General features: G+C 71.7%; 13 protein-coding genes and 1 tRNA gene. 2 read left to right on the top strand and 12 right to left on the bottom strand.

From position 1 onward, the window contains the following. Positions 1–143: 143 nt before the first annotated feature. Both OG965_RS32555 and OG965_RS32550 read right to left on the bottom strand, forming a co-directional pair. Complete coding sequence (locus OG965_RS32555) at positions 144–539, bottom strand: hypothetical protein (protein ID WP_371655628.1); 396 nt, start codon at positions 537–539, stop codon at positions 144–146. Between the two features lie 108 nt (positions 540–647). Further along, a tRNA-Leu gene (locus tag OG965_RS32550) sits at positions 648–735 on the bottom strand. 331 nt (positions 736–1,066) lie between these two features. Here OG965_RS32550 and OG965_RS32545 point away from each other — a divergent pair. Both OG965_RS32545 and OG965_RS32540 read left to right on the top strand, forming a co-directional pair. Continuing rightward, complete coding sequence (locus tag OG965_RS32545) at positions 1,067–2,341, top strand: DUF2254 domain-containing protein (RefSeq protein WP_371657120.1); 1,275 nt, start codon at positions 1,067–1,069, stop codon at positions 2,339–2,341. 63 nt (positions 2,342–2,404) lie between these two features. Then, on the top strand, positions 2,405–2,860 hold the full coding sequence (locus OG965_RS32540; RefSeq protein ID WP_371655627.1) for a peroxiredoxin: 456 nt from the start codon (positions 2,405–2,407) through the stop codon (positions 2,858–2,860). Between the two features lie 135 nt (positions 2,861–2,995). Here OG965_RS32540 and OG965_RS32535 read toward each other — a convergent pair whose 3' ends face one another. The 10 genes from OG965_RS32535 to OG965_RS32490 form a co-directional block, all read right to left on the bottom strand. Beyond that, the gene (locus OG965_RS32535) at positions 2,996–4,531 is read right to left on the bottom strand and encodes an aldehyde dehydrogenase family protein (RefSeq protein ID WP_371655626.1); all 1,536 of its coding nucleotides are present in this window, start codon (positions 4,529–4,531) and stop codon (positions 2,996–2,998) included. Positions 4,532–4,736: 205 nt separating this feature from the next. After that, positions 4,737–5,771, bottom strand: coding sequence for a sugar phosphate isomerase/epimerase family protein (locus tag OG965_RS32530; RefSeq protein ID WP_371655625.1), 1,035 nt, complete (start codon positions 5,769–5,771; stop codon positions 4,737–4,739). A 186-nt stretch (positions 5,772–5,957) separates the two neighbouring features. After that, positions 5,958–9,650, bottom strand: coding sequence for a ThuA domain-containing protein (locus OG965_RS32525; protein WP_371655624.1), 3,693 nt, complete (start codon positions 9,648–9,650; stop codon positions 5,958–5,960). A 254-nt stretch (positions 9,651–9,904) separates the two neighbouring features. Then, positions 9,905–10,909: a sugar phosphate isomerase/epimerase family protein gene (locus OG965_RS32520; RefSeq protein WP_371655623.1), complete on the bottom strand. Its 1,005-nt coding sequence runs from the start codon at positions 10,907–10,909 to the stop codon at positions 9,905–9,907. After that, positions 10,909–12,153: a Gfo/Idh/MocA family protein gene (locus OG965_RS32515; protein ID WP_371655622.1), complete on the bottom strand. Its 1,245-nt coding sequence runs from the start codon at positions 12,151–12,153 to the stop codon at positions 10,909–10,911. The genes OG965_RS32520 and OG965_RS32515 overlap by 1 nt, the downstream gene beginning before the upstream one ends. 56 nt (positions 12,154–12,209) lie before the next feature. After that, entirely contained in the window at positions 12,210–13,256 is a 1,047-nt protein-coding gene (locus OG965_RS32510) for a substrate-binding domain-containing protein (RefSeq protein WP_371655621.1), read from the bottom strand. A gap of 65 nt (positions 13,257–13,321) precedes the next feature. Beyond that, positions 13,322–14,356 carry an ABC transporter permease gene (locus OG965_RS32505; RefSeq protein ID WP_371655620.1) on the bottom strand — a complete coding sequence of 345 codons (1,035 nt, stop codon included), beginning with the start codon at positions 14,354–14,356 and terminating at the stop codon, positions 13,322–13,324. Beyond that, positions 14,353–15,906: a sugar ABC transporter ATP-binding protein gene (locus OG965_RS32500; RefSeq protein WP_371655619.1), complete on the bottom strand. Its 1,554-nt coding sequence runs from the start codon at positions 15,904–15,906 to the stop codon at positions 14,353–14,355. The genes OG965_RS32505 and OG965_RS32500 overlap by 4 nt, the downstream gene beginning before the upstream one ends. A 74-nt stretch (positions 15,907–15,980) precedes the next feature. Continuing rightward, positions 15,981–17,162, bottom strand: a complete 1,182-nt coding sequence (locus OG965_RS32495; RefSeq protein WP_371657119.1) for an ROK family protein — start codon at positions 17,160–17,162, stop codon at positions 15,981–15,983. Between the two features lie 181 nt (positions 17,163–17,343). Continuing rightward, positions 17,344–18,024, bottom strand: coding sequence for a GntR family transcriptional regulator (locus OG965_RS32490; RefSeq protein WP_371655618.1), 681 nt, complete (start codon positions 18,022–18,024; stop codon positions 17,344–17,346). Positions 18,025–18,152 lie beyond the last annotated feature (128 nt).

The following is an 18,152-nucleotide window of genomic DNA, read 5'->3' as shown; positions in this document are numbered from 1 at the left end:
CAGCCGCACGTCGCAACTCAACCAGGCCACAAAGGCCGCAGATGCTGAATTAACGTGGCTATTCACCCAACCGGAACCAGGCACATCGGTCTGTTCCCTCGCCCCTCCCTCGCCCCCCGAGTCCCCCTAAGCCCCTTCTTCGCTCACTCCGCGACGGGCAGCGCGGCCCACAGCTCCCGTGGCAGCGGGTACGCCTGGGCAAGGGCGGCGATGATCTGATGGGCCACGTCCCGGTCGGCATCCGGATCGGCCTCTTCGAGGGGCGGCCTCCCCTCGCCCGCGCCGGGGTGCGCGGCAAGAAGCTCGACCAGTTCATCCCGTACGGACTGCTCGTCCACGCCCCACGTCCCGGCGTCGGCGAGCTGCTCGTCGACGTACCGATGAACGCGTTCCAGGGTGGCCTTGACCGGTCTGCCACTGAATTCGGCCTTCACCGTGGACTCGACGGCCGCCCCCTGCCTTCCGGCGGGCGACGCCAGCAGGGCGACCACGGCGTCCTTCACATCAAGACGGGTCAGGAAGACACTGACTACGGACATGGACCGTGTGTATCGCATCCGGCTATAGCGAGAGTCGCGAGGGACATCGAGCGGCTCGCACACTGCCCCCGAAAACGCAGAAAACCCCAGATCAACTGGGGTTTTCGCTGGTGTCCGAGGGGGGACTTGAACCCCCACGCCCGATAAAGGGCACTAGCACCTCAAGCTAGCGCGTCTGCCATTCCGCCACCCGGACAAGGTGTCTGTCTCGCGGGTTTGTTCCCCGCGGCGACAGAGATAACTCTACCAGGGGTTCGAGGTGGTGTTCACCCGCATATTGCGTGGTCAGGGGATCGCCGGGCCTTGGCATGGGTGAGGTTTGGGGTGCCTCGGCCATTGATCGGCGAAGCGGGGGCGAAGGGTGGCCGTGCGCACACGCAGCGTGAATCGCGCGGGCGCGGCGTGCGGCGGATCGCGCGACCATGCGGGTATCGCGACGGGCTCGCCGGGCGTGGGGCGGGGGGTGGCGCGGGGTGCGGGCCTAGCCTCGGGGCGTGGGCAACGGGGAGCGATATCGGCGGCCGCGGATGCTGTCGCCGCTGCGGGAGCATCTGCGGGACACCTTCTGGTTCGCGCCGAGCGCGGCGCTGGCGCTGGTGTGCGTGCTGTGGCTGCTGGCGTACTGGCTGGACACGGCGATCGTCGAGGAGCTCCAGCGGCAGCGGGAGTACGAGGCGGTCGGCGATCTGATCGGGATCGTCGACGACCTGAAGACCGTGATCACCACCGTCAGCTCGGCGATGATGACCTTCATCGGTGTCGTCTTCAGCATCTCGCTGGTCGCCGTGCAGATGGCGAGCGGACAGTTCACTCCGCGTGTGGTGCGGATCTTCGTACGGTCGCGGATCACCAAGCTGACCCTCGCCGTCTTCCTGTCGACCTTCGCGCTGTCGCTGCTCGTCCTCACCTCGTACAGCGGGGAGACCGATCCCAGGCTCGTGGACAGCGTGCCCATCGCGCAGAGTCTGCTCACGATCGCCATGGTCGCGCTGAGTCTGCTGCTCTTCATCGCCTACGTGAACACCACGCTGCGGCTGATGCGCGTCGGGCACGTCGTCGACCGGATCACCGCCGAGGCGTTCCAGGTGGTGCACAAGATGCCTCGGGGGGAGATGGGCGACGAGCCGCTGCCGGTGGAGAGCGGGCAGGTGGGGCACAGCGGGCGGGCCGGCGTGCTGCGGGACGTCAACATCGCGCGGCTCGTGCGCGCGGCCCGGCGCCAGGGCGTCGTCCTGCGGCTGATCCCCAGGATCGGGGACTTCGTGGTGCCGGGCACTCCCGTGCTCGCGGTGCTCGGCGGGCGGGCGCCGTCGCGCGGGGCGCTCGGGTACACCGTGTCGGTGGGAGTGGAGCGCACGTTCCACCAGGACCTCGGGTTCGGGCTGCGGCAGCTCTGCGACATCGCGCTGCGGGCCCTCTCCCCCGCCGTGAACGATCCGACGACGGCCGTGCAGTGCCTCGACCGGATCGTGCAGCTGCTCGCCGAGCTCGCCCACCGGCCGCTCGGCGCCGTGGGACACCGTGACCGCCAGGGTGCCGTACGGCTGGTGCAGCCCATCCCCTCCTGGGAGAACCTCGTCGACCTCGGCTTCACCGAGATCCGTACGTACGCCGTCGGCAGCCCGCAGGTCACCCGGCGGATCGTGGCGGCCCTGGACGAACTGCTGCGGCTGGCTCCCGAGCGGCGGCGCCCGCCCCTCCTGCGGCACCGGGCCCTGCTCGTCCATGCCGTGGAGCGAGACGTTCCGGAGGCGGCCGAGCGGGTGTTCGCGCTGGAGGCGGACCGGCAGGGGATCGGCTAGCCCCGCCTGCCCCGGGCCCGCCCTCCCCGTCGGCCACCCCGCCACCAGTGGTTGACTGCGCCCATGAGAATTGGCGACACGGTCGACGACTTCAAGCTCCCCGACGAGACCGGCACCCTGCGCACCCTCTCCGAGCTGGTGGCCGAGGGCCCGGTGGTGCTCTTCTTCTACCCGGCGGCCTTCACCCCCGGCTGCACCGCCGAGGCGTGCCACTTCCGCGACATCGCCGGAGAGTTCCGGGCGCTCGGAGCCCAGCCGGTCGGCATCAGCGCCGACGCGGTGGAGCGGCAGGCGGAGTTCGCGGAGAAGCACTCCTTCGGCTATCCGCTCCTCTCGGACGCCGACGGCGCGGTACGGGAGCAGTTCGGCGTCAAGCGCGGGTTCAGCATCGCCCCGACCAAGCGCGTCACGTTCGTCATCGACACCGACCTCCGGGTGCTGGAGATCGTCAAGAGCGAGATCCGTATGAGCGTCCACGCCGACCGCGCCCTCGCCGCCCTGCGAAAGCGCGACGCGTAGCCGTCGGTACCCCGTACTCGTTCGGGCTCGTTCGGGCGCGCCACCGCTCCGGCTGCCCGGGGTCGGGGCAGCGCTCCGACCCCGGGCAGCCGTTCGTGTCCGGCAGCGTCCGCGTACTCGGGAGACCGGCGCCTCCTACGCGTACGACTCCGGGAAGTTCCCCGGCAGCCGCTCCCCCGCCGGGCCCTCGGTCACCGCCCGTACGAGCAGCTCGCCGCCGACGAAGGCGCCGCGCCACGAGGCGCCGAAGCCGCCGAAGAGCTCCTCGCGGTCACCGCGCGAACGCGGCTTGCCCCGGCCGACCTTGAACGCCCGGATCTGCGGCGCCAGGCGCGCGTACGTCTCCGGGTCGTCGGTCGACAGGCTGGCGACCAGCGCCCCGTTCGAGGCGTTCATGGCGGCCAGGAGCTCCGCCTCGGTGTCGACCAGGACGATGGTGTCGACCGGGCCGAACGGCTCCGCGTGGAACAGCGGTGAGGACGACGGCGGGTTGAGCAGGGTCACCGGCGGCAGATACGCGCTGGTGTCCTGGCCCGACAGGAAGCGGCCGTCGGCGAGGCTGCCCCGGTGCAGTGGGACGGCGCCCCGGTCGATCGCCTCGGCGACCTGGTCGCCCAGCTCCTTCGCCTTCGCCGCGTTGATGAGCGGCCCGAAGTCCAGCTCGGGCAGGGCGTCTTCGGGGTGCTCGACCGCGAGGGGGTGACCCGTGCGGACCGTGTGGACCGCCGGGAGGTACGCGGCGAGGAACCGGTCGAAGAGCGCGCGCTGCACGACGAACCTCGGATACGCGGTGCACCGCTGCTTGCCGTAGTCGTACAGCTTCGGGACGGCGGCGGACAGCGCGTCCCAGTCCGTGTAGTTCCAGATTCCCCAGGTGTTGAGTCCTTCCTGTTCGAGGATGTGCCGCTTGCCGATGTCGGTGACGGCCGTGGCGATGCGCGCGCCGGTGTCGCGGCCGCCGACGAACGACACACAGCCGATCTCCGGCGAGCGCACCAGGGCCTCGGAGAGCTCGCCGCCGCTGCCGCTGACGAGGGTGACGGGGATGCCCTCGCGCGCGGCCAGCGCACTGGCCAGGGTGAGGCAGGAAAGGCCGCCGTCGGTCGGGGTCTTGGCGATGACCGCGTTGCCCGCCAGTGCCTGTACCAGCATTGCGTGAACGAGCACGCTCATCGGATAGTTCCAGCTCGCGATGTTGGAGACGGGGCCGTCGAGGGGTGTGCGGCCCTCCAGCATCGCGTCGATGTTCTCCACGTACCAGCGGACCCCGTCGATCGCCCGGTCCACGTCGGCCTGGGCCAGCCGCCAGGGCTTGCCTATCTCCCAGACGAGGAGCAGGGCGAGGAGTTCACGGTGTTCGGTGAGGGCGTCGAGGGTGGCTCCGACGCGGGCGCGGCGCTCGGGCAGCGGGATGTGCCGCCAGGCGCGGTGCTGGTCGAGGGAGGCACGGACCGCCTGTTGGGCGGCGGGCGCATCGAGCCGCGGCGGGCCCGCGATGGGGCTGCCGTCGACCGGGCTGGTGGCCGGCAGGGCGCGTCCGTCGGGCTGCCACTGGCCGCCCCAGAGGTTGAGGACGCGGTCGTCCCGGAACGCCTCGGGGGCGATCGCCCGGCAGCGCTGCCAGGCGTCGTCCCAGGCGGTGCCGGGCTTGAGGATGAGGGTGGGTGCCATCTTTGGGTCTCCGCTCGGGTCGGGCGGGGCAGGAAGTGGCGCTGGCCGCCCTCGCACCGGGCGGCCGTACGGCGACGTTAGTGACAAGGGGTCCTGCCGCGATACGCACCCACGGTCAATTATGAGTGACATCACGTGAGGCCGGGGCCTGTTGGGGGCGCGGCGGAGGCGGCCCGTCGTCTCCGAGCCCCGCTCAGGGGCGCCCTCAGCGGCGCCCTTCGCGCAGCCCGATCAGATAGCCCCCGGAGCGGCGGGCCGTGGAGTAGGAGTCGGCCGGGCTGTCGTGCTCCACCTGCCAGTGGTGGTCGCGGCGGCCGTGCCGGGTCCTGGTGACCGCGCCGATGAACCGCCGGTAGTCGATGTCGCCGTCCCCGACGTCCACCATGCGGTAGCCGTCGCGGGCGGCGCTGTCGTGCTCGCCGTCCTTGACGTGGAAGAGCGGGTACCGCTCGGGCCCGCGCAGTACGTAGTCGAGCGGGTCGAACGGGGCCGGGGTGCCGTCCGGGCGCCGGGAGAAACGGTACTGCGCGACGTACGCCCAGTAGATGTCCATCTCCAGGTGGACCAGGGCCGGGTCGGTCTCGGCGAGCAGCACGTCGTACAGGCGCACCTTGGGGTCGTCGGTGGCGAACGAGAACTCCTCGGCGTGGTTGTGCTGGTAGAACTTCATGCCGCGCGCCCTGGCCGCCGCGCCGTATGTGTTGAAGTCCTGGGCCGCCCGCTTCCACGCGTCGACGGTCGTGCCGTAGCGGAAGGGGCCCGAGGCCGTGCCGATGTGCGGCAGGCCGAGCTCCTGGGCGTCGTCGAGGACCTTGGTGAGGTTCTGGGCGAAGGTGTACGCGCCCGGGTCGCCGTCGTCGTAGTAGCCGACGTGGCTGCCGATGCCGCGCAGCCCGTGGTCGCGGGCGAGCCGCCGGAGCCCGGCGAGGGTGATCGGGCCGGCCGCGCCCTGCCCGTATCCGGCGTACTCGACCTCGTCGTAGCCGTACGCCTCCAGCTCGGCGAAGACCTTGGCGAAGCCGAGGGTCGAGACCTTGTCGCGCAGGGTGTAGAGCTGGATGCCGAGGCGGCCGGGCGGCAGGAGGCGCCGCCCGCGTCCGGCCGTCGCGGGGGCGGCCGACGCGGTGGGCGCGGCGGCGCCGACGAGGGCGGTCGCGGCGGCTCCCGCGGCCACGCCGAGGAGGCCGCGGCGGCCGAGCCGGTGGGCGAGTTCGGGGTCCGTGCCGGGCGTGCGGCTCATGGCGGGAACTCCTTTGTCAGTGGCGTGGTGCATGGTGGAGACATGAGAGGAGCGGGCTGACGAGGGGGTGGTGTCATGGGTGTGTCGCGGGGGCGGAAGCCACCCGGATCACGGGAGTTGGCGCGGGAGGGAAGGCGACGGGCGGGGGTCCGGCGTCTCCCCGCCCGCCGCCGTACGGTGCCCGGCCTAGGCCGGGGGCAGCTTCTTCAGCTGGATGTTCCGGAACGACGCATGGTCGGCGGAGCCGTGGTTCTGCAGGCCGATGTAGCCGTCCTTGAGGCTGCGCGCGGGGTCGGTGTTGGTGAAGTCGTTGATCTTCACTCCGTTGAGGAAGACCTGGAGCCGTTCGCCCTGGACGCGGATCTCGTAGCTGTTCCACTGCCCGGGCGGGCGCAGGACGCGGTCACGGGCCCGCAGGTCGGCCGACTTGAAGGAGTAGATCGCGCCCGTCGTGCGGTCGGGGGCGTCGGTGGCGTCGATCTGCACCTCGTAGCCGTTGTTCACCGCCGACCAGGGGTCGTCGGAGTCCGGGAAGCCCACGAAGACACCGGAGTTGTCGTCGCCGGTGAGCTTCCAGTCCAGCTTCAGGGAGTACGAGCCGAACTGCTCGGCCTGGTAGCGGAGGAGTCCCATGCCGCCCTGGGAGCGCAGCTCGCCGTCGACGACGTCGAAGGTGCCGGGTCCGCCCTGCTTCCACCCTTCCAAGGTGTGGCCGTTGAACAGCGGGCGGTATCCGGTGCTCGGCGTGCAGTCGGCCTTGACCTGGCCGCTCGCGTACCGCAGACCGCCGAGCAGGTGCTGGCGGAAGGCGGCTTCGGCGTAGGACTCCTTGGTGTGGCCACCGCCGGTGTAGAAGGCGCGACCGCCCCGGTAGCTCTGGCACCAGGCGATGGGGTGGTCGCCCCGCATCGTGCCGCCCTGGTAGGTGGTCTCGTCCAGGGTGGCGAGGACTCGGGCCTGACTCCGGGGGTTGGTGCGGTAGTTGTACCACTCGTCCGTGCGCTCCCAGGCGTCACCGAGGTGCGAGGTGGCCGGATGCCCGTGGTCCTCGACGCGTACGGTGGCGGGCTGGATCTGCGGGTGCGAGGAGAAGTAGGCCCCGACGAGCCCGCCGTAGAAGGCCCAGTCGTACTCGGTGTCGGCCGCCGCGTGCACCCCCATGTATCCGCCGCCGGTGGCGATGTAGTTCTCGAAGGCGCTCTGCTGGTCGCCGCTGAGCACATCCCCTGTCGTGGACAGGAAGACGACGGCGTCGTAGCGGGCGAGGTTGCTGGTGGTGAACTGGGCGGCCTCCTCGGTCGCGTCCACGGTGATGCCGCTGGTCGCGCCGAGCTCCTTCAGGGCGGCGATGCCGTCCGGGATGGAGTCGTGGCGGAAGCCCGCGGTCCTGGAGAAGACCAGGACCCGTTTGGCGGTCCGGTCGGGCGCGCTGCTGGAGAGTTCGAAGTCGTCGACGTCGTAGAGCGCTCCGGCGCCGCCCTTGAAGACCAGGAACAGCTCGGTGGCCTTACTGGGCGCCCCGCGCAGCGGCACGTCGATGTCCTGGAAGGTCTCCCAGCCGCCGGTCACCGGCACCGGCGCCGAGCCCAGGAGCGTCCCGGTCGCGGACCCGGCGCGCACCTCAAGGAAGCCGCCCGCGCCACCGGAGGAGATACGGGCGGTGAGCTTGGTGGTGCCGGCGAGGATGTACGGCTTGAAGGAGATCCAGTCGCCGTTGTCGATGTCCCCCACCGTCCTGCCGCCGTGCGCCGCCGCCTTGTCGTACGTACGGATGCCCGACGAGCCGGTGAAGTGCTCGGCCTGGCGGTGGCGCGGCTGGAGCTGGGCCTGGGCGTGACCGCTGAGCGCGGGCTGGCCGCCGCCCCCGTTGTCCGTGTACGAGGCGTCGATCACCCCGAAGATGTTGGCGTTGGGGTCGTGGCCGCCGTCGATCGCGGTCTTGATGGTGCCGGAGCAGCCGTTGACGGTGGTGACGGGGTGGCCGTGGCTGTCGTGGCCGAGGACGAAGCGGACCTGGACCTTGGCGCAGTCGACGGTTCCGTCCTCGGGGTCGGTGACGCTCACCTTGAACGGAACTTCGTCACCGAAGCCGAACAGCTGTCCGTCGCCCGGGAGTTGCAGGGTCACCTTGGGCGCGGTGTTGCCGACGGTCACATGGACACTGGCCGAGCCGGTGCGGCCGGTCGGGTCTTTGGCGGTGACGGTCGCGGTGTAGGTGCCGTTCTTCCGGTAGGTGTGCGCCGGGTTGGCCGCGGTCGAGGGCGCGGTGCCGTCGCCGAAGTCCCACGCGTAGGTGAGCGCGTCGCCGTCGGCGTCGGTGGTGCCCGCCGAGGAGAAGGCGACGCGCAGCGGCGCCTGGCCGGAGGTCCGGTCCGCCTTGGCCTCGGCGACCGGGGAGTGGCCCGCGGTGGCGTTCTCGATGCGGTAGAGGGCCGAGTTCTCGTCGCCGCCGAACCAGGCGGTGCCGTAGTCGAGGACGTACAGCGCGCCGTCGGGGCCGAAGGCCATGTCCATCACCTGGGTTCCCGTCCAGGGGACGGGGTTGATGGACCGCACCGCGCCGCCCGCGTCCTGCCGGATGCGCTTGATCCAGCGCCGGCCGAACTCACCGGCGAAGAACTCGCCGTCGTAGGCCTGGGGGAACTTGACGGGCGAGTCGAGGGACGCGTCGTAGTGGTAGACGGGCCCGCCCATGGGCGACTCGGAGCCGCTGCCGAACTCGGGCACGGATCCTCCGTCGTACGGGATCCACGCGGGCTGCGCGGGCGGCAGGTCGACCAGGCCGGTGTTGTACGGCGAGGTGTTCTTCGGCGCAGCGCAGTCGAAGGCCGCGCCGGAGGTGCGGGTGGCGAAGTCGTAGGCGACGTACGGGTCGTTCTTGCCGGTGCAGAAGGGCCAGCCGTAGTTGCCGGGCTTGTCCACCCGGGCGAACTCGACCTGCCCGCCGGGCCCGCGCTTGGGGTCGGCCGCGCCCGCGTCCGGGCCGTAGTCACCGACGTAGGCGATGCCGGTGGCCTTGTCGACGCTGAAGCGGAAGGGGTTGCGGAAGCCCATGGCGTAGATCTCGGGGCGGGTCTTCGCGGCGCCGGGGGCGAAGAGGTTCCCGGCCGGGATCGCGTAGCTGCCGTCGCCGTTCACCTTGATGCGGAGCAGCTTGCCGCGCAGGTCGTTGGTGTTCCCGGCCGAGCGCCGGGCGTCGTAGGCGGGGTTGCGGCCGGCCCGCTGGTCGATGGGGGTGTATCCGTCGGAGGCGAACGGGTTGGTGTCGTCACCGGTCGACAGATACAGGTTGCCCTGCGCGTCGAAGTCGATGTCGCCGCCGACGTGGCAGCACAGGCCGCGCGAGGCGGGGATGTCGAGGATCTTCTTCTCGCTGGCGTTGTCGAGCGTGCCGTCCGCCTTCAGGACGAACCGGGAGAGCCGGTTCACACCGTCGAACCTGGCGAAGTCGGCGGCGGTCCCGGTGTCGGGCGCGTCGCCGGACGGGGTGCTCAGCGGCGGCGCGTAGTAGAGGTAGACGAACCGGTTGGTGCTGAACCCGGGGTCGACGCCGATGCCCTGGAGACCCTCCTCGTCGTGCGAGTAGACGGGCAGGGTCCCGGCCAGGCGGGTGTTGCCCGCCGCGTCGGTGAGGCGCAGCTCGCCGCCCCGCGAAGTGTGCAGGACGCTGCGGTCGGGGAGCACCGCGAGCGACATCGGCTCACCGGTCTCGGCGGCGCCCTTGGCGAGGGTGACCTGCTGGAACTGTTCGGCGGCGGGGTTCGGGGCCGGGTCGGCGGCCGCTTGTCGGGGTGCGGTGAGCGTGAGGGACGCCGCGGCGAGGAGGCTGCCGGTGAGGAGTGCGAGTGCCTTCCGGGCTCTGGACCGTTTTCTGTGCACGTGTGTCCTCCGGTAGTGGCCGGTGGCCGGTCGTACGGGGGCGGATTGCCAGGGTCCCGGGGTGCGCCGTCACTCCGAGGGACCCACCTATGTCCTGAACACCTCAAGGACGCTAGCGGCGTTCGTCCGACCCGGAAAGCCCTTGTGCGGAGGTTGAGTTGAACTTCTTCCTGAGGCGGGACAAAGCCGTGCGAGGGCGCCCGGGACCGGCCCGGCGGCCTCCCGCCGCCGGGCTCCGGACCTGCGCGGACGTCCTATTCGGCGGCTCCGAAGGCCGCGTCGAAGGACGCCGAGGGCGGATCGAAGTCGTACCGCTTCAGCGTGGCGAGCGCTTCCGGGGCGCCGGTGAGCCGGTCCATTCCGGCGTCCTCCCACTCGACGGAGACCGGCCCGTCGTAACCGATGGACCGCAGCATCCGGAAGACGTCCTCCCAGGGCACATCGCCGTGCCCGGCCGAGACGAAGTCCCAGCCGCGCCGGGGATCGCCCCACGGGAGGTGCGAGCCGAGCCGTCCGTTGCGGCCGTCGAGCCGTTTGCGGGCCTCCTTGCAGTCCACGTGGTAGATCCGGTCGCGGAAGTCCCACAGGAACCCGACCGGGTCGAGGTCCTGCCAGACGAAGTGGCTCGGGTCGAAGTTCAGCCCGAAGGCCGCCCGGTGCCCGACCGCCTCCAGGGCGCGGTGGGTGGTCCAGTAGTCGTACGCGATCTCGCTCGGGTGGACCTCGTGGGCGAAGCGCACGCCCTCCGCGTCGAAGACGTCGAGCACCGGGTTCCACCGCTCGGCGAAGTCCTCGTAGCCCCGCTCGATCATGTGCGGCGGAACCGGTGGGAACATCGCCACCAGGTGCCAGATGGACGAGCCGGTGAATCCGACGACCGTGCGCACCCCGAAGGCGGCCGCCGCCCGTGCGGTGTCCGCCATCTCCCGGGCGGCCCGCCGCCGTACGCCCTCGGGCTCGCCGTCGCCCCAGATCCGGGCGGGCAGGATGCCCCGGTGCCGTTCGTCGATCGGCGAGTCGCAGACGGCCTGGCCCACCAGATGGTTGGAGATCGCCCAGCACCGCAGGCCGTACTTGTCGAGGAGCGCGTGCCGGGAGTCCAGATACCCGGGGTCGGCCAGCGCCCTGCCGACCTCGAAGTGGTCGCCCCAGCAGGCCAGTTCGAGGCCGTCGTAGCCGAAGTCGCGGGCGTACCGGCACACCTCCTCCAGGGGGAGGTCGGCCCACTGGCCGGTGAAGAGGGTGAACGGTCGGGGCATCAGGGAACCTCCCGGTCCGGTGGTGTGGCTGTCGTCGGCGGGGTGTGCGGGGCCGGTACGGGCGTGTAGACGGCGTTCTTGGCGGCGCTCTCCTCCACCGCGGCCAGCACCCGCTGCACCTGGAGCCCGTCCTCGAAGGAGGGCTCCGGATCGGTCCCGGCGGCGATGGCCGCCACCAGGTCGCGTGCCTGGTGGACGAAGGTGTGCTCATAGCCGAGGGCGTGGCCGGGCGGCCACCAGGCCTCCAGATAGGGGTGGTCGGGTTCGGTGACCAGGATCCGGCGGAAGCCGGCCGAGACGGCGGGTTCGGTGTGGTCGTGGAAGGACAGCTCGTTCAGCCGCTCCAGGTCGAACGCCAACGAGCCGCGCTCACCGTTGAGTTCGATCCGCAGCGCGTTCTTGCGCCCCGACGCCATCCGGGTGGCCTCGAAGGACGCCAGCGCCCCGGAGGCGAGGCGGCCGGTGAAGAGCGCCGCGTCGTCCACCGTCACCGGCCCGCGCCCGGCGCCCCGCGCCCCGGACAGGCCGCCGGACACGCCCGCGAGCAGCGGACGTTCCCGTACGAAGGTCTCGGTGAACGCCGACACGCCGACCAGCGGCTCGCCCGCCAGATACTGGGCGAGGTCGACGATGTGCGCCCCCAGGTCGCCGAGCGCCCCGGAGCCCGCGTGCTCGCGCTTGAGCCGCCAGGTGAGCGGGAACTCCGGGTCGACCAGCCAGTCCTGGAGATAGGTGACGCGCAGATGGCGCAGCACCCCGAGCCGGCCCTGCGCGATCATCCGGCGGGCCTGGGCGACGGCCGGGACACGGCGGTAGTTGAAGCCGACCATCGCCAACTGGCCCCGCTCGCGGGCCTTGTGGGCCGCCGCGGCCATGGCCTCCGCCTCCGCCACCGTGTTGGCGAGCGGCTTCTCGCAGAGGACGTGCTTGCCCGCCTCCAGGGCTGCGATCGCGATCTCCGCATGGCTGTCGCCGGGGGTGCACACATCGACCAGCTGGACGTCGTCGCGGGCCACCAGGTCCCGCCAGTCCGTCTCGGCCGCCGCCCAGCCGTGCCGGTCGGCGGCCGCCCGTACCGCCGAAGCGTCCCGGCCGCAGAGGGCGGCGAGCACCGGGCGCAGCGGCAGGGCGAAGACGCGCCCCGCGGTGCGCCAGCCCTGGGAGTGGGCGGCGCCCATGAAGGCGTATCCGACCATGCCGATGCCGAGCTCCTCCAGCGCGGCCTCGCTCTCCGTCCGTGCCATACGGGTTCCTCCTCCTGGTGCGGCGACTGTGGTGGGAGCGGCGGGGCGGGCGCCGCTCAGCTGAACCCCGTGGGCAGGTACTGGTCGACGTTGTCCTTGGTCACGACGGCCGAGTAGAGGGTGATCGAGGCGGGGATCTCCAGCTCGGAGAGGCCGCCGACGCCCTTGGCCTGCCCGAGCGCGCGGGCCAGGTCGATCGCGGAGGCCGCCATGGTCGGCGGATACAGGACGGTCGCCTTCAGTACGCTGTTGTCGGCCTTGATGGCGTCCATGGCCGATCTGGCACCGGCCCCGCCGACCATCAGGAAGTCCTTGCGCCCGGCCTGCTGGATTGCGCGCAGCGCCCCCACGCCCTGGTCGTCGTCGTGGTTCCACAACGCGTCGAGCTGACGCTGGGCCTGGAGCAGTTGGGCCATCTTGGCCTGGCCGGACTCCACGGTGAACTCGGCGGCCTGACGGGCCACCTTCTTGATGTTGGGGTAGTTCTTGAGGGCGTCGTCGAAGCCCTGGCTGCGCTGCTTGGTCAGCTCCAGGCTGTCGAGCCCGGCGAGCTCGACGACCTTGGCATTCGACTTGCCCTTGAGCTGTTGGCCGATGTAGTTCCCGGCGTTGAGCCCCATGCCGTAGTTGTCGCCGCCGATCCAGCAGCGGTAGGCCTGCGGCGAGGCGAAGATCCGGTCCAGGTTGATGACGGGGATGCCCGCCTTCATGGCCTGCAGGCCCACCTGGGTGAGCGCCTTGCCGTCGGCCGGCAGGATCACCAGGACGTCGACCTTCTTGTTGATCAGCGTCTGGACCTGGCCGATCTGCGCGGCGGTGTCGTTGGAGCCCTCGGTGATCTCCAGGGTCACCTCGGAGTACTTGCGCGCCCGGGACTTGGCGTTCTGGTTGATCGCGTTCAGCCAGCCGTGATCGGCCTGCGGACCGGCGAATCCGATGGTCACCGGCTTGCCGGGCCTGTCGTCGGCGGCGGGCTGCCGCTGCGCCGCCGGGTCCGCCTCCTCGGCCTTCTTCGGTTCGTTGCTGGTGCAGGCGGTGAGCAGCGCGCCCGCCGACACGGCGGCGGAGCCGAGCAGCAGACCTCTGCGACTGGTTTCTGGCATGGCGAGGGAACCCCTTCGATCGGCCGTGCGTTGTGTAGGCAGTACGGGTGGGGCAAGCGGGGCGGTCAGCCGTCTCCAGCGGTGCGGCGCTGGACGAGGACGGCGGCGACGATGATCGCGCCCTTGGCGATCTGCTGGACGTCGCTCTGGAGGTTGTTGAGGGCGAAGATGTTGGTGATCGTGGTGAAGACGAGGACGCCGAGCACCGAGCCGACGATGGTGCCGCGTCCGCCGCTGAGCAGGGTTCCCCCGATGATCGCGGCGGCGATGGCGTCGAGTTCGTACAGATTGCCGTTGGTGTTCTGACCGGACCCGGCGAGGACGACGAGGAGGAAGGCGGCGATGCCGCAGCAGAGACCGGAGAGCAGATAGAGGTAGAGCCGCTGGCGGCGGACGTCGATGCCCGCGAGCCTGGCCGCCTCCGCGTTCCCGCCCACCGCGACCGTGCGCCGCCCGAAGGTCGTACGGTTCAGGAGCAGCCAGCCGAGGACGGTCACCCCCGCGAAGACGAGGACCAGGGGTGGGATGCCGAGGACGTAGGAGTCGGGGACGCCCAGGTCGAGGACGGACTTCACGGTGACGATCTGCGTCCTGCCGTCGGTGATCTGGAGCGCGAGCCCGCGCGCGGAGGCGAGCATGGCTAGCGTCGCGATGAACGGCACCAGACCGCCGTACGCGATGAGCAGCCCGTTCACCAGGCCGCAGCCGAGGCCGACCACCACGGCGGTGAAGAGGATGCCCGCGAAGCCGTACTCCTGAGTGGCGAGCGTGGTGGCCCACACCGAGGAGAGCGCGACGATCGCCCCGACCGACAGGTCGATGCCGCCGCTGGTGATCACGAAGGTCATACCGACGGTGACGACGCCGATGACCGAGGCCTGGGTGAGGACGAGCTGGAGGTTGCTGGTGGACAGGAAGGTGTCGGGCTCGGTGATGCCGCCGACCGCGACGAGCACGGCGAGCACCCCGAGAAGGGAGAGGTTGCGCACGTCCGCCAGGAGCCCGAGGCCGCGCCGACCGCCGCTCCTCTCCGCGGACTTGTCGGATGCCGTGGCCGGGACCGGCGCCTGCTGCGCCGGTGATACGGGCTGCTGGGTCACGGGGTCGGGCTCCCTTCCATCACGAGGTCGAGTACGCGGTGCTCGTCCAGCTCGGCCGCCCGGGCCCGGTGCACCACGCGCCCCTCGCGCAGCACGAGCACCCGGTCGGCGAGACCGAGGACCTCCGGGACCTCGCTGGAGACGAGCAGCACGGCGAGTCCTTCGTCGGCGAGCCGGCGGATCACGGCGTAGAGCTCGGCGCGTGCGCCGACGTCCACACCCCGGGTCGGCTCGTCGAGCAGCAGCACCCGGCAGCCGCGCAGCAGCCAGCGGGCGAGCACCGCTTTTTGCTGGTTGCCGCCGGAGAGGGTGCGGATCCGGGCGTCCGGGTCGTCGGGGCGCAGCGACAGCTCGCGGGTGGCCTCGCGGGCGGCGGCGCGTTCGGCCCGCCGGTCCAGCCAGCCCGCGCGCGAGAAGCGGGAGAGCGAGGAGACGGAGACGTTGCGGGTGACGGACTCCAGCATCAGCAGCGCCTGTGCCTTGCGCTCCTCGGGGGCGAGCCCGATCCCGGCCCGGACCGCGGCCCGTACGCTGCCGGGCCGCAGGGGCCGCCCGTCGACGAGCACCCGTCCGGCGCCGGGGCGGCGGGCTCCGTACACGGTCTCCAGGACCTCGGAGCGCCCGGAGCCGACGAGACCGGCGAGGCCGACGATCTCGCCGGGCCGCACCTCCAGGTCGAAGGGCGCGAACTCGCCCTCCCTGGCCAGCCCTTCGACCGTCAGGACGGGCGCGGTGCCGGAGCTCCCGGTGGGCGGGCGCCCGGGCCGGGGCGGGAAGACGTACTCGACCGTACGGCCGGTCATCATGGCAACGATGTCACGCGTCGGGGTCCCCTTCGCCGGGAGGCCGACGGCGACCGCGCGCCCGTCCTTGAGCACCGTCACCCGGTCGCCGATCCGGCGGATCTCCTCCAGCCGGTGCGAGATGTAGACGACGGCGACCCCGGCGGAGGTGAGGTCGGCGACGATGCGGAACAGGTTGTCGACCTCGTCGGGGTCGAGCGCGGCGGACGGCTCGTCCATCACGATCAGACGGACGTCGTGGGAGAGCGCGCGGGCCATGGAGACGATCTGCCGCTGGGCGGCGGAGAGCGCGCCGACCAGCCGGTCCGGCGGGATCTCCGGATGGCCGAGCCGCCGCAGGAGGGCGGCGGTCGCGGTGCGGGCGGCTCTGCCGCGTACGACGAAACCGGCGGTGGTCGGCTCGTGGCCGAGGAAGACGTTCTCGGCGACCGACAGGCCCTCCACCAGGTCGAGTTCCTGGTAGATGGTGGCGATCCCGCGCCGCATCGCGGCGATCGGGGACTTGAGCGATACCGGCTCGCCCTGCCAGACGATCTCGCCGCCGTCGGGCTGGTGGACCCCGGCGAGGACCTTGATGAGGGTGGACTTCCCGGCGCCGTTCTGGCCGAGCAGACAGTGGGTCTCGCCCGGCAGGACCTCCAGGTCGACGCCGTCGAGGGCGCGCACGCCGGGGAAAGACTTGGTGATGCCGGACATGGTGAGCAGGGGCGGGGGCGGGGCGGGTGGTGCGTCGTGCGCTGGTGCCATGGTGGTTCCCCTCGGAAATCAGGGCAGGGCAGGGCAGAACGACGTGCGGGACCGGCGGTGGGAAGGGGTGGGGATCAGGCCGGCGAGAACAGGTGGTCGCTGATGAGCCGGGCCGCGCCGGTGACACCGGCGACCGGTCCCAACTCGCCGAGGACGATGGGGAGGTTGCCGGTCGCGAGCGGCAGGGACTGGCGATAGACCTGGGTGCGGACGCTGGCGAGGAGGGTGTGGCCGAGGCCGGTCACCCCGCCGCCGATCACCACGAGGCCGGGGTTGAAGAAGGAGACCAGACCGGCGATGACCTGGCCGACGCGGTCGCCGCCCGCGCGGATCAGCTCCAGGGAGGTGGCGTCCCCGGCGGACGCGGCCACCGCCACGTCGGCCGCGGTGAGGCGGCCCGCCGCCGCGAGCCGGGCGGCGAGCTCGGCGGAGCGCCCGGAGTGCGCGGCGGCCTCGGCGTCGCGGGCCAGGGCGGCCCCGCTGAAGTGGGCTTCCAGGCAGCCCTTGTTGCCGCAGGCGCAGGCGCGGCCGTCGGGTTCCACCTGGATGTGGCCGATGTCGCCGGCGCTGCCGGTGGTGCCCCGGTAGACCTCGCCGCCGACGACGATGCCGCAGCCGATGCCCGTGCCGATCTTGACGCAGAGGAAGTCGCCCACCGAGCGTGCCACGCCCGCGTGCTGCTCCCCCATCGCCATCAGGTTCACGTCGTTGTCGACCATGACCGGGCAGCCGAGTTCCTGGCTGAGCGCCTCGCGGACCGGGAAGCCGTCCCAGCCCGGCATGATCGGCGGGGCGACCGGGACGCCTTCGGGGAAGCGGACGGGTCCGGGGACGCCGATCCCGGCCCCGTCGAACCCCTCGGCGAGCCCGGACAACCTCAACTTGGCCGCCATCGCCAGGACTTGCTCGAAGACGGCGACCGGCCCTTCGCGTACGTCCATGGGCTGGTTGAGGTGGCCCAGGACCTCCAGCTCCGCGTTGGTGACGGCGACGTCCACCGAGGTGGCGCCGATGTCCACGCCGAGGAAGCGGAGCCGGGGCGCGAGCCGGATGTTGTGGGAGCGGCGGCCGCCGCGCGAGGCGGCGAGGCCGTCGGCCACGACGAGACCGGTCTCCAGGAGCCGCTCCACCTCGACGGCCAGTTTCGACCGGGAGAGGTCGACCTGATCGCCCAGCTGCGCCCGGGAGTTGGGCCCGCCGTCGCGCAGCAGCCGCAGCAGCCGCGCCTGGTGGGCGTTGGCGGGTCGTGCCGTCATACGTCTCACGCGCCCCTCCCTGCCGTCGCGGCCGTGTGGCTTTGGAGGGGAACGTAGCAGCGCCGGTCCGGGGTGGGAAGAAGTTAGTCAGGAATCGATGACCACTTTCCCCACACCGAGGACAAAGCCCGTGCGGACGCCCGGACTTGTCCCGGCCCGGAGGGCACCTCGGCGTCAGGCCCTACGCCTGCCGCACCCGCTCGTGGTAAGTGGCGCGAGTGTGCTCGGTGTGGGCCCGCATGACCGAGGTGGCGGCCCGCTCGTCGCGTGCGGAGATCGCCGCGACGAGCTCGCGGTGCTCCACCCAGGACTGCTTGCCGCGACGGCGGGCCACCGGTGTGTAGTACCAGCGCACCCGGCGGTCCACCTGGCCGGCGAGTTCCGCGAGCACCGGGTTGCCGGCGAGCTCCATCACCTTGGCGTGGAACTCCGCGTCGGCCGCCACCGCCAGGTCCACGTCGTCGTCGGCGACCGCCTGCTCGCCCTTGGCGCACAGCGCTTCCAGGGCGGCGATCCCGGCCGAGCCGGAGTTGGCGGCGGCCAGCCGGGCGGCCTCGGCCTCCAGGAGGGTGCGGACGGAGAGGAGGTGGTCGGCCTCCTCCTCGGTGGGCTCGTGGACGAACGCGCCCTGCGCGGGGCGCAGATCGACCCAGCCCTCGGTGTTCAGGCGCTGCAGCGCCTCGCGCACCGGCTGCCGCGACACCCCGAGGTGCCCCGCCAGTTCGCTCTCGACCAGGTGCTGGCCGGGCCGCAGCGCGCGCGTGGTGATGAGTTCAAGGAGCGCCTCGTACACCCGCTCGCGCAGCGGGCCCGGCCGCTCCAGCTTGGGCACGGTTCCTTGCGGCAGTCCTGCGGACAGCATCGGGCCCCCTCAAGGGTCGGTCGCCGGTTCGCTCGCGCGGCGACGCGATCGTCACGCTCGATTGGCTATTGGCTACCGTCTACGGTCCACCGATCGTGAAGTCCAGTGCGCCCCGTCCCCCGCGGCCG

Origin of the sequence: Streptomyces sp. NBC_00224, from assembly GCF_041435195.1 — a bacterium.
Lineage (GTDB): Bacteria > Actinomycetota > Actinomycetes > Streptomycetales > Streptomycetaceae > Streptomyces.
The sequence above is the reverse complement of the archived record's forward strand: the minus strand, read 5'-3'. Positions and strand labels throughout refer to the sequence as shown.